This window comes from bacterium (genome assembly GCA_035530055.1).
GTDB lineage: Bacteria > UBA6262 > WVXT01 > WVXT01 > WVXT01 > WVXT01.
This window is the reverse complement of record DATKVN010000075.1, coordinates 1-12,247: the sequence shown is the minus strand read 5'-3', so window position 1 is coordinate 12,247 and position 12,247 is coordinate 1. Positions and strand designations below refer to the sequence as shown.

At 33.4% G+C, this 12,247-nt stretch carries 10 protein-coding genes; all 10 read left to right on the top strand.

The genetic code is table 11. The annotated features are described in order from the left end of the window. Nucleotides 1-56 precede the first annotated feature (56 nt). Entirely contained in the window at nucleotides 57-1,403 is a 1,347-nt protein-coding gene (locus VMW39_05940; GenBank protein ID HUW23551.1) for a cobalamin-dependent protein, read from the top strand. A gap of 48 nt (nucleotides 1,404-1,451) precedes the next feature. Further along, nucleotides 1,452-3,116 (top strand): radical SAM protein, encoded by a 1,665-nt coding sequence (locus VMW39_05935; GenBank protein ID HUW23550.1) that lies wholly within the window; start codon nucleotides 1,452-1,454, stop codon nucleotides 3,114-3,116. A gap of 46 nt (nucleotides 3,117-3,162) precedes the next feature. Continuing rightward, nucleotides 3,163-3,960, top strand: a complete 798-nt coding sequence (locus VMW39_05930) for an alpha/beta hydrolase (GenBank protein ID HUW23549.1) — start codon at nucleotides 3,163-3,165, stop codon at nucleotides 3,958-3,960. Nucleotides 3,961-4,229: 269 nt separating this feature from the next. Then, a complete protein-coding gene (locus tag VMW39_05925) occupies nucleotides 4,230-5,024 on the top strand; it encodes a ThiF family adenylyltransferase (protein ID HUW23548.1) in 795 nt (264 codons plus the stop codon). A gap of 14 nt (nucleotides 5,025-5,038) precedes the next feature. Beyond that, a complete protein-coding gene (locus VMW39_05920) occupies nucleotides 5,039-6,328 on the top strand; it encodes a nucleotide disphospho-sugar-binding domain-containing protein (protein HUW23547.1) in 1,290 nt (429 codons plus the stop codon). Between the two features lie 11 nt (nucleotides 6,329-6,339). Beyond that, nucleotides 6,340-7,413, top strand: a complete 1,074-nt coding sequence (locus VMW39_05915) for a radical SAM protein (GenBank protein HUW23546.1) — start codon at nucleotides 6,340-6,342, stop codon at nucleotides 7,411-7,413. A 1-nt stretch (nucleotide 7,414) separates the two neighbouring features. Then, nucleotides 7,415-8,707, top strand: a complete 1,293-nt coding sequence (locus tag VMW39_05910; protein ID HUW23545.1) for a glycosyltransferase family 4 protein — start codon at nucleotides 7,415-7,417, stop codon at nucleotides 8,705-8,707. 69 nt (nucleotides 8,708-8,776) lie between these two features. Then, nucleotides 8,777-9,715 carry a glycosyltransferase family 2 protein gene (locus tag VMW39_05905; GenBank protein HUW23544.1) on the top strand — a complete coding sequence of 313 codons (939 nt, stop codon included), beginning with the start codon at nucleotides 8,777-8,779 and terminating at the stop codon, nucleotides 9,713-9,715. Nucleotides 9,716-9,831: 116 nt separating this feature from the next. Further along, complete coding sequence (locus VMW39_05900) at nucleotides 9,832-10,989, top strand: Gfo/Idh/MocA family oxidoreductase (protein ID HUW23543.1); 1,158 nt, start codon at nucleotides 9,832-9,834, stop codon at nucleotides 10,987-10,989. Between the two features lie 208 nt (nucleotides 10,990-11,197). Next, a partial coding sequence (locus VMW39_05895; protein ID HUW23542.1) for an MFS transporter occupies nucleotides 11,198-12,247 on the top strand: 1,050 nt, incomplete at its 3' end.

Here is a 12,247-nt window from a genome sequence, read left to right as displayed (position 1 = left end):
TGACTCAACAAAATCGAATTTTTTATATAAAACCGTAATTAGCAAAAGAGGACACTATGAAAATATTATTAATTCAACCGCCATTGTGGAATCCTGCTATGACACCTGGTTTGATTGAGCCACTTGGATTGGAGACAATAGCAGCAAATGTAAATACTCATGAGATGGAAATATTGGACATGAGGATTGATTCTGATTTGATGAGAAAATTAGATGATTTCAAACCAGATATAGTTGGAATTACAGGTGTTGCACCAGAATATGAAGTTGTCTGTAGTGTGTTAGGAGATGTAAAAAAATACTCCTCAAATATCTTGACTGTTGTCGGAGGGATTTTTGCTTCACTAGCTCCTGAGGAATTTAAAAGAGAATTTGTTGATGTGATTGTCATTGGTGAAGGAGAAATAACTTTTCCTGAATTAGTAGAAGCATATAGATTAAAAAGAGATTTCTCTAAAGTCAAGGGAATTGCATATAGAGAGGGAAGGCAATTATGTTTCACACCGAGTAGAGAACGAATAAAAAATTTAGACGATTTTCCACTACCTAATCGCAATTTAACAAGAGCCCATAGGGTACTTTATAATCGACATGGACGAAGACCTGTTGGTGCAATTTTTACCACAAGGGGTTGCACATATAAATGTGATTTTTGTACATGCTGGAAATTTTCAAATGGAACCTTTACCAAGCGGGGTGTTGAATCGATTGTCAATGAGCTGATGCTTATTGATGAAGAACTTGTAAATGTCGAAGATGACAATACAATGTTAGACTTAAACTTTTTTGAAGAATTATATAAGGCTATTAGAAAGGCAGGTATTAAAAAAAGATTTTTCATTTATGGCCGGTCGGATTCCATTGCGAGAAGGCCTGATATTATTGAAAAGTGGAGAGAAATTGGTTTAGACGCTATTCTTGTTGGTTTGGAATCTTTCCGTGATGAGGATTTAATTAGGCATAATAAAAATAACTCAATTGCCAACAATGAAAATGCAATTCATATTTTAAAGCAAAATGGTGTTGAAATAATTGGGTATTTTTTAATTGAATCGAGCTTTTCCAAAGAAGACTTTGATGCCCTACTAAATTATATAAAAAAGATGAAGTTGACTTTTGTTGTAGTGCCTTTTTTAACCCCAGGGCCTGGGACCGATTTATATGAAAAGGAAAAACATAATCTTATTACTAATGACTGGCAATTCTTTGATGGATTTCATATGGTTGTTCGTCCTACAAAATTATCTATTGATGAGTTTTTGGAATGTTGTACTAAATTACTAGTTGGCATTTATGGAAATAGATTTGTTAAAATTAAAAACAATTTATCAGACAAAGACAAAGTTGTCGAAAAACAGTATCAACAGGTCCTCGCCAATTATAAACGGCACAATTTAAAATAATAAAATGAGAATAGCCTGATTTTAACAAAAAAATAATTGTGAGTCTATATGGAATTAAGAGAAAATAAACAAAAGACAAAAAGTCTTCTCATAAGTTTCGTCACTGATATTTTTGGTATAGATTGTTTTTTTCCAGATAATGGTCTTGCTAGTCTGGCTTCAGCGCTTATTGTAAATGGCCATAAAACAAAAATTTTAGATTTTGGGACCTTAGAGATGAGACGAAGATTAAATCCCCCGTTCCTTACAAAATGGAATAAGAAATTATTTCTTGAAAAGGATAAAAGGAAAAGATGGACAACAAACTTTGTTGTGAATCTTCAAATTTTATTGATTAAGAATATCCTAAGAATAATAAAGTGGCGATACACAAATGAGGTTACAAAAAAGCTTATTTCTAAAATTAACGAAGAAGACATTGATTTTATAGGATTTAAATTGTGGAATGGAGAATCCTTTAGAAAGTCGTGTGAAATGGTTAAAAAAATTAAAAGACAAATTCCCTTAATAAAAATTTTTGGTGGTGGTCCAGCAGTGGATATAGCAAAAGATAAAATTTTAAAAGTCTTTAATGATTTTGATGTTTTAGTGCGTGGAGAAGGCGAAGAGACAATCGTTCAATTGGCTGAATATGTTGTAGGGCAAAGGAACCTTGAGGATATACCAAATGTTATTTTTGAGAAAAATGGTGAAATAGTGACTACTCCTATAAAAAGAATAGAAAACTTAGACAGCCTACCTTTACCGGTATATGATGAAGATGTTTATCTAAGTTTAAATAATAATCAAAAGATTAAAATAATTATAGTTGAAGACTCTAGGGGCTGTCCATACTCATGTGCATTTTGTGGTCATTCTATTAAAAGTGGAGTTAAGCAAAGATCCAAAAGTCCTGAGCGAATAGTAAAAGAAATAAAATACTACCTTTCTCGATATAATGTTGATACTTTCTATTTTGGAGGTTCCAATACTCCCAAGAGATTAATCGAAAAAGTTTCCGAAAAGATCGTGGAAGAAAACCTTAAAGTTAAATTTTGTATATTAACTGATGCCCGATCTTCGGGGGGGAATTCTTTCCAAAAGATGAAAAATGCAGGTGGGATTTCAGTGTTTTTTGGTATCGAATCAGGCAATCAAGGTATACTTGATAAGATGAAAAAGGGGATAAGGCTTGAACAGATAAAAAAGAGTGTTATCTTGGCTAAAAAAGCTGGACTTTTTGTTTCAGGGAGTTTTATTTATCCTGCCCCTTTTGATAATGACGAAACTAAAAATGATACTATCAAGTTCATCTCTGAATTAGCGTTGGATGCGACAAATGTGTTGTTTCCAGTAATCTATCCAGGAATAGCGTGGGCAGAAGATGCTTCCAGTTATAATATCGAGATTCTGATGAGTAAAGAAAGATTTCTAGAATATATTATGTTTAATCTCTGTTCGTTATATTTAGGCTGTCCCGATAAATTGCCTCCATTACCGTATAAGATAAATGGACAGGACTTTAAAAGCCTAGTAAAAGAGTGGGAGAGCATGCAAAAGACCCTAAGAGAAAAAGGGATAAAAAGTGTTGATCCTCTATATCCTTTAATTGCAGCGAAAGTTAATATTCCAGTTGATACGCTTGACCATAGAATAAATAAGACTCTTTTGAATGGAGATTATCGTTTATTAGAAGATTTGATCGAGAGGATAAATTTAGGGAATAGAGAATAATTTTTTGAATTTTTCTAATAGATTCTGATTAAGTAGGATATCTAGCATGAATATGGAGTGTAAATACACATTTATACAGAATAATAAGATTTTTGTCAGAACTAAAGGGTATGGTGAACCTATAATTCTGATCCATGGAATGTTTACTTCGTCTCTTTGTTGGATTAACACAATCCATGAATTAGCGAATTCTTATAAAGTTTATGCTTTAGATCTCCCTGGCTGGGGCGAATCTGATAAACCTAAAGTAAATTACAGCACCATTTATTATGCTCAATTCCTAAATGAATTTATGAGATACTTTGAAATAGAAAAGTCAATTTTTGTGGGCCATTCTATTGGGGGACAAATTGCTTTAAGTATGGCTGTTGAATATCCAAAAAAAGTTAAGAAACTTATCTTAGTTAATAGTGGGGGAATATTACCCTCAAAATTACCTAAGTTACTCTTTTTATTTAAGGTTTCATTTATAGGTTATTTGTTGAGTTGCTGGATTATGAGAAAAAGTGCAATTAAGTCAATGATGCGCAATGCAATGTTTTTCAATTCTCAATATGTAACGGATGATGTTTTAAATGATGCTTTTAAATCATCCAAATATGCATTTAGTAAGTTAATGGGGAATCTTACTGATTTAAGAGATCGACTTTCAGAGATCGGAATTCCTACCTTAATTATATGGGGAAAGAAAGACAGAAGTTTACCGTTGGACATGGGAAGTCTTTTTAATAAATTAATACCTAATTCTGTTTTAGAAGTGATACAAGAAGCAGGACATTATCCTCAAATTGAGAAACCAGAAGTTTTTAATTCTATAATTCAACGTTTCTTATCAGATGGTTAAAGGACATATAAAAAGGAGATGATGGGACACAGTAGTTCAGCTTGAGAGTTATATTGATAAAGTTTTTATTGGGAGATATATCAGGAAATTGAATTCATCCCTGTGAGGTAAAAGCTTTATATACAAAGCTATTGACGAGAGATTTCCTGACTGACTTAATGGTTTCTTAAATTAATATAATGGCGTAAAATTAATAGTTGATTTATTAATTTATTAAAGTAGTTTATGTAATAAGAAATATTTCCTTTTAAAAAGGAGGCATAAATAAAATGGTCAAAGGGGATAAGTATTATAGTTTTCTTGCCAGAAGCATCCCTTTTTTGACAGAAGAGGGTGTAAAAAAGTTAAGAAATTCTACAATAGCAATAGCAGGATGTGGCGGCGTTGGTGGCGCATCAGCTGTCACGCTTGCCAGATTGGGAGTGGGTAGATTTAGGTTAGCCGATCCAGGTAGATTTGATGAGCCTGATGTTAATCGTCAGTGGGCGGCTTTCAAATCAACGTTAGGAAAAAATAAAGCAGAGGTTTATGAAAAAGTTTTAAAAGACATAAACCCAACAATTAATATTAAAAAATTCTGTAAAGGAGTTCCTTTTGACTCTCTTTCGTCTTTTTTGGATAACGTTGATATTGTTATAGACTCTTTAGATTACTTTGTAAATTACGAGTCGAGAAAAGAATTATATCGAGAGGCAAGAAAAAAAGGAATTTTTATGCTCACAAGTTCAATTGTGGGATTTGGAGCCACACTTATGGGGTTTTCACCATTCGGTATGAAGCATGAAGATTTTACGAAATCTTGGAATAAGAATATGCCTTTTCATATCAAAAAATATTCTGTTCCCTGGTGTATAGATTTAATTAAAGATAAAATGAAGACGCATGAAATTCCTTCTCTTTCTTTAAGTTGCAACTTGGCTGGTTCGTTACTTGCTGCGGAATCTTTAATAATATTATTACAAGATATTTTACCGATTAAAAGAGAACCAATAATTGCTCCTAAGTTTGTAATTGTCGACCTTTTCCGCCAAAAATATAATATTTTAGATGCAACTAAACTTTAAAGTAGGTGTGATAGATGAAAGGCAAAAAAACCAGGATTCTCTTCGAGCCCATATCTACAGGTCTTGGACATATTATACGTTGTTTGTCAATTGCCAATGAGTTGAAAAGTGAAAATTTCAATATTACCTTTGCGGTAAAGAAAGAGCGATGTGATTTTATTAAGAGTGCTGGTTTCGATAAAGTCTACCCACTAACAGAAGAAGAAGATAAACCTGACTTCTTTCAGAAGATTCAAAGCTTCAGTAAACCAGGTTATATTGAACAGTGTATTGCTGAAGAACTCAAGATTATTGATGATTTTAAACCTAACTTGATTATTAGTGATGGTCGATACACTACTGGTATTTCTGCTCGGGCAACCAAAATAAAGTGGATATCTATTGTCTTGGCAATACAGATACCTTCTGGAATTAAAGCCGCTGCTGAACCGCTTTACAAGGTAAGAGATTCCAATAAAAAAGCTCTTGAATCGTGGTTACAGATTATTTTTCCACATGGAGTCAAGCCTATGCTAGCCAGTATGGGACCAGATACCTTTTTGGCTATAGCTGAAAAAAATGCAAGGAATTTTCATCCATTTTTAGAAAAATTTAAATTACCTTTAGTAAATAGTGTTTATGACTTGCTATTATCCCCTGAGCTAAGTTTCATTCCATCCACTCCTTCTATAAGTGTAGTACCCGAGTTACCTATTAATACTTACTATATCGGTCCCCAACCAGCATCTCAATATGTGGGTCCTATATTTTCAAATAGTGATTACAATTTATCACATTTTGACTTAGAAATCGACGATGAAAGACCAGTTATTTATGTAACTTTTGGTGGAATGGCGGGCGTTGTACGAGATAGGGTAGGAAAAGTATATGAGATAATTTTGCAGGTACTTGGCAACACTGATGTACAAGTGGTAATAGCAAATCCCGATTTGAGATTAAAGAATTTACCAGAGAATATCCAAATTACGCCATATGTCCCAAGTAATCTTATCCTTAGATTAAAAAATGTGATTCTCTTATGTCATGGTGGATTAGGAACACTGATGGAAAATTTAGCTTATGGAAATGCCAGTATAGCGTTGCCTTTTAGTATAGAACAATTAAGTAATGCGGAAAGGATAAAAGAATTAGGTGCTGGTATGTGGATGTATCCAAATCAAATCGAACCAAGTAATATTTGTGCAATGGTCGATGAAATCAAAAATAATCCAAGGTATAAAGAAGGGGCCAGAAAAGTACAACAGGATATTGCTGCTTATCAGGGTGCAGGGTTAGCAGTAAAATTATTAAAGGGACATCTTTAAATAAGGAACAGATGAACATTAAATTTCCTGAATTTATTGGTGTGCAATTTACTCAACGCTGTAATTTGAGATGTAAAATGTGTTTTCAATGGGGACCGAAAGGATTCTATCGCAATAAAAAATTTAATTTATTTCGAGAAGAAATAAATGTAGAAAAATGGTATAAATTTTTTGACCAAATATCAAAGTATAAACCTACAATCGTTTTCTGGGGTGGAGAACCGTTGTTATACCGGGATATAAGAGAAATAATGAAATATATCAAATCTAAAGAATTAAGATCAGCAATGATAACAAATGGCACTCTTTTGGAAGAATACGCGGAGGACATTGTGTCAAATGTTGACAGGGTAGCAGTTTCTTTAGATGGACCGGAAAAAATTAATGATAGTATCCGAGGCAAAGGTGTATTTTCGAAAGTTATGAAAGGGTTAAGAAAGATAGAGAAAATAAAGAAAGAACATATGAGGCAACTTCCCCAATTACAATTTCTTTATACCATTACTAATGAAAATTATAAATATATAATAGATTTCTTCAATTACATAAAAGATAATTTTGATGCACATTCTTTCTTCTTTCAGATTGCATGGTTTCATACACCCCAGATGAGGAAACGGTATAAGTGGGAGATGAAAACCTTTTTGGAATGTGATGCAATTTCTTGCGATGGTTGGATAAGTACGAATCACATAGGTATAAATCCTGAAGAGGTAGAAAAAGCCTTCCATGAAATTGCGCAATCCAAAGGGAGTTCAAGATTAATTCTTCTTGATTGTATGAGAGATGTTAAAAAGTTCCTGGAGGAACCCACTTATACTTTCGGATATACAGAGTGCGCTGCTATTAATGAGCGCATTGGTATATTGCCTAACGGCGACGTAGTATTTTGTACTGACTATCCTGACTATATTCTTGGAAACATTTTTACCCAGAATATCCTTGATATATGGTATGGGGAAAGAGCAGAAAGGTTCAGGAATGTCTTAAAAAGAAGAGGACTTTTTTCAATATGTAGCAGATGTTCTTCCTTCTATGGATATGATGTAGATTATTTATCAAGAAGATCTGCAAGGAGAGGATGATATGAGAATAGCCTTGTTATCAAAATTCTTTTTACCCCAAACAGGTGGAATAGAAACCCATGTTTATGAATTGGCGGATTCTTTAGCTAAAGAAGGACACAAGGTATTTCTTATTACAACTTATGAAAATTATCTAAACCTTAAGAAAAGAAGATTCAAATTCAAAATTCTTGATGTAAAAAGTCCTATTGATAATATTCTTCATAAAAAATCTATTTCTCAGAGGCGAATTGGTGGACTCAAGGCTTTTACTTCTGAGGAGGCTTTTATTATAGCCAAAAAATTAAAAGAAGTGGGTATTGATATTATTCATGCTCACGACCCATTTTCCTGTTATACTTCGATTTTTGTAAAATATATGATTTATAAGCCTGTAGTTTTAACAATGCATACAAGCCACGGAGTATTAGTAAATAATGATTGTTATCAGGGAATGTGCGAAGGCTACAATGAGAATAAATGTATCAGGTGTGAACAGGAGAGATTCTATAAATCAGAACCTATATATAGAATATTTGATATGAGGATGAGAAGACTTTTTTTAAGTAACGCTGATAAAATAATTTTCGTCAGCAGAAAGGATAAAGAAGATTTAGTTAAATATCAGGGTTTAAAAAATAATGTTGTGTATATCAATAATTGGGTTTGTCTTAAGAAAAAAAGAGTTGATGGCGGAGATAAATTAAGAAAAAGATTTAATTTGAGTCAAAAAAACAAAATTATTTTATGTGTTGGCAGAATAGTCCCTCAGAAGGGAGTTGAATATTTAATACGGGCTTTGCCTCTTGTATTAAAACGTTATCCAGAATGCAAAGTTATTCTTACCGGGAGAATAAAACAGAAATGGATGCCATCATCTTATGGAGAATTAGTAGAAAGTTTAATAAAAAAGTTAGGATTAGAAAACAACATAATATTTACTGGAGAAATACCAAAAGAGGAGATGCCTGCTATATATAAATTAGCAGAGGTAATGGCTTTTCCTACACTTCACGAAAATTACGGGCTTGTTAACTTGGAAGCAATGGCAGCTGGCATTCCAGTTATTAGTAGCCAACTAAGCGTTATAAAAGAATATATAGTGAATGGTAAAAATGGTCTATTAGTTCCACCCAGAGACCATAAAGCACTGGCCCAAACAATAATGAGGTTACTGGGTGATAATCAGTTAAGGAATAGATTAATAAAAAATGGTTATGAGACTGTGAGAAAGGATTTTAATCCTAAAGAGCAAGTAAAGAAAATAATAAGAGTCTACAAGGAAGTTATTAAAAACTCACGAGTAAAAATGTAAGGTTCATCTATTACAATTGTTCTTTTACTTACTTAGAGCATAGCGATTACTTATAATTAAGGCTTAATAATGATATCTGTAATTATATGCACATATAATAGGCCGAATGACATTGGGCGTGTCGTAAAAAGTGTCCTATCCAATACCTATCCTGATTATGAGCTTTTAATTATCGACCAGAGCAATACAGATGAAACAAAAAAGATAGTTGAAAAATGTATCACTAAAAACTCACATTTAAAATATTTATGGTCGGTGCGAGGAAAATCTAGAGCTGTAAATTTAGGTGTGAAAGAGGCCGAAGGAGATATTATTGCATTTACTGATGACGACTGTGTCGTCTCAGAAGATTGGCTCGAAAAGATAGCTATTACATTAGACAGAATTACCACAGACTCAATAATAGTTTTTGGCAGTGTAAAGCCTGCTGAACATGACGTAAGAAGAGGATTCATTCCTGCTAATAAAATACGATATGCTGAATTTAAAGGGCCTCTTTCCATTAAGAAAGTGGGTACGGGAGGAATAATGCAAGCAAATATGGTCGTAAGGAAGAACTTTTTTGAAAAGGTGGGATATTTTGATGAAGTCTTAGGGCCAGGAGGAGAACTGAAAGCAGCATTAGAATATGATATTGTTTACAGGGCACTAAAAAAGGGATTTAAGATAATCCATGTTCCTACAATAGAAGTAGAGCACCATGGTTTTAGAACTTGGGAAGAGGGAAAATTACTATTCGAGCGTTATATAATTGGAACGGTTGGTACATTTTGTAAACATATTCGATGTATGGATTTTAATGCAGTGTTATTACTTTTGATTTTAATTCCTTTTGATTTGGTCGTATATACTAATAATATTATTTCGCTAAAATTTTCACTCCTAGATTCATTATATTTATTGGTTTTGATATATAGAATCTATCTCATCTCGTTTCTAAAAGGAATAATTAAGAGTATGAAATTTAATGTTGATAAAAGGAATATGGTATATTTGAGAGAGAAATAATGTTAATTAGAGAAGAATGGTGCGAATTAAGGTTTGAAATGAGGACTGACGTGACAACGGAGGCTTTAGAGTAGTGACCGGATGCTTTTTAAGAAAAATGAAAAAGGAGGTGTGATATGCGAGTTGGAATAATTGGGTATGGAATGATAGGTGAGATTTATGATTCTATTCTGTCTTCGTTGGATTGGGTGGAAGTGTGTGGTATTGTCGAAAAAGATGAAGGGAAAAGAAATAAAATTTCTGCAGCGAGCAAAGTAAAACTATTTTCTGATTATCAAGAATTGATAGAAACTGCAAAACCTGACGTTATTTTTATTTGTACCCCTATTATATTTCATGAAGAAATCGCACGATATGCTATTGAGAGAAATATACATACCTTGTGCGAAAAACCTTTAGCTATTGATGTACATAAGAGTTTGGAATTATATAAGTTAGCCAAAGAGAAAGGGATATATCATACGACTGGCTTACAGTACATTCTCGATCCAGTAGTTATAGAAGCTAAGAATATGATTGAAAGCGGAGCCTTGGGTGATTTATACTACATGCGTGCTATATTAGATGAAGGAGGAAGCTATCGAGTTGATTGGAGTGATTATGCTCTCAAGGGAATTGTTCCGTCTGACCCGAGAATCAGTTGGAGGTTTGATAAATCAAAAGGTGGCGGAGTTCTTTTTGAATCTGGATGTCATATGGTAAATGTCGCAAGATTTTTATTTGGCGATTTGAAGAAAATTGTAGCATTCAAGACACCAAGTGGCGATCAATGTGGTGATATTTTAACCCAGACGGTTGCGGTATTTGATAAAATTCCTCAAGGTAGTTTCACTGTAAGCTATTTTGGACGGTCCATTGGTCATAACTTCGAATTTGAGATTATTGGCTCGAAAGGTCAATGCGTTGTAAGGCCTTTTTTAGATTTGACTTATTTTCCTAAGTCAAGTGATAAGGAAGAGAAGAAAAACGCTGGACCATTGCTGATGAAATTGCTGATGAAATATGGTGAGAAATATAAAGCCTTGAGATTAATGCATATGACTGAAAAAATTAATGATATGTCAAAATCGATGGATTTCCCTGGAAGAGATTTTCTACGAATATGGGCTTGGGGTATAGCCGAAAATACAATTCGTTTTTTAATAGGAATAAAGGAGAAAAGACAAATAGTTCCCAGTTTTTTTGAAGCTGTCAAGGCGCAAGAAGTTGCTGAGGCAGTGTATCTCAGCTGCCGAGAAGGACGAGCAGTGGAGCTACCGTTATTAGACTACTAAACATGAAGGTTTCAGTAATCATATGTACATATAACCGTCTGATATTTTTAAAATCTGCGATAGAGAGCATTCTATCAAATACCTATCCTGATTTTGATTTGACAATTATTGATCAGAGTGAAAATAATGAGATGAAAAATTTAGTAAATGAATATAAAAGAGGTAACAATAGAATAAAATATCTCCATTCAGAAATAAGAAATAAAAAATGAGAGAATTATCCAAGGTTAGATTAGGCCTAATAGGTTCATCATTTATAGGGATTAGAGCAACTCATACCTTTATTGGAGTCCTAATCCCCTTATTTCTTTCATTATTCACTGAAAGCAAGGCCGTCATCGGTATAATAATGGGTTTGGGCCCTTTAATTGGAGTGGTGGTATTTCCTCTGGCGGCTTTCTATAGTGACAAAGTTTCAACATATTTAGGCAAAAGAACGCCTTTCATATTGACAGGAGTTATTATTGCTATCATTTCTTTTATATTCTGTGGTCAGTCCACTAAATTAATCTCAATTATATTTTATTTAGTGGGGATTTGGATTGGGATAAGTCTAATTCAAGGACCGATGCTTCCTCTCATATCCGATATTGTGGGAGTTGCTCAGAGAGGTAAGGCCTTCGGTTTTTTAGCATTTTTCGGGATTATTGGTGCTTTATTAATAAACTCAGTTGGCGGAATTCTGTATGGAGTGAATAAATCGTTTGCATTCTATTTTGTTGCTACTCTTTTATTGCTTACTGGGATCATTGTCTTGAAGATAAAGGAACCCTCTTGGAGTATAGAATTTAAAAAAAGGGCTAGAACTGACCATATAGAAAAAATTAGATTTAGGATGAAATTACGTGTGCATCTGGAAGAATTACTTGTGGAAAAAGAACCGGTAAAGTTTATAGCATTAATGTTCCTTTTTATGTTTGGGATTGGTTTAATTTTACCCTTTATACCCCTTTTTTTTAAAGATGCTTTTAACGTTCCGGATTCTAAGATTCCGTTATTGTTCGCTATACCTCTTTTAGTCGGCTTGCCAGCGACAATCGTATACGGGTATCTGGCTGACAAATTTGCTGTTAAAAAAATTCTTTATTTTAGTGCAATTTTTCAAATTATTACCATATCAGGTTTTGCTTTTGTTAAAAATGTTGGTCAAGCAATCGGGCTTATGATTCTTACTGCCCTGTTTGGGGGTAGTCGAGTTTTAGTAGATACTGTATTTTCAAATATTGTACCATCTTCTAAAAAAGGAGAGTTTTGGGGA

Coding starts and splice junctions, on each gene's coding strand:
- VMW39_05940 (HUW23551.1), top strand. CDS start 57: ATGAAAATATTATTAATTCAACCGCCATTGTGGAATCCTGCTATGACA.
- VMW39_05935 (HUW23550.1), top strand. CDS start 1,452: ATGGAATTAAGAGAAAATAAACAAAAGACAAAAAGTCTTCTCATAAGT.
- VMW39_05930 (HUW23549.1), top strand. CDS start 3,163: ATGAATATGGAGTGTAAATACACATTTATACAGAATAATAAGATTTTT.
- VMW39_05925 (HUW23548.1), top strand. CDS start 4,230: ATGGTCAAAGGGGATAAGTATTATAGTTTTCTTGCCAGAAGCATCCCT.
- VMW39_05920 (HUW23547.1), top strand. CDS start 5,039: ATGAAAGGCAAAAAAACCAGGATTCTCTTCGAGCCCATATCTACAGGT.
- VMW39_05915 (HUW23546.1), top strand. CDS start 6,340: ATGAACATTAAATTTCCTGAATTTATTGGTGTGCAATTTACTCAACGC.
- VMW39_05910 (HUW23545.1), top strand. CDS start 7,415: ATGAGAATAGCCTTGTTATCAAAATTCTTTTTACCCCAAACAGGTGGA.
- VMW39_05905 (HUW23544.1), top strand. CDS start 8,777: ATGATATCTGTAATTATATGCACATATAATAGGCCGAATGACATTGGG.
- VMW39_05900 (HUW23543.1), top strand. CDS start 9,832: ATGCGAGTTGGAATAATTGGGTATGGAATGATAGGTGAGATTTATGAT.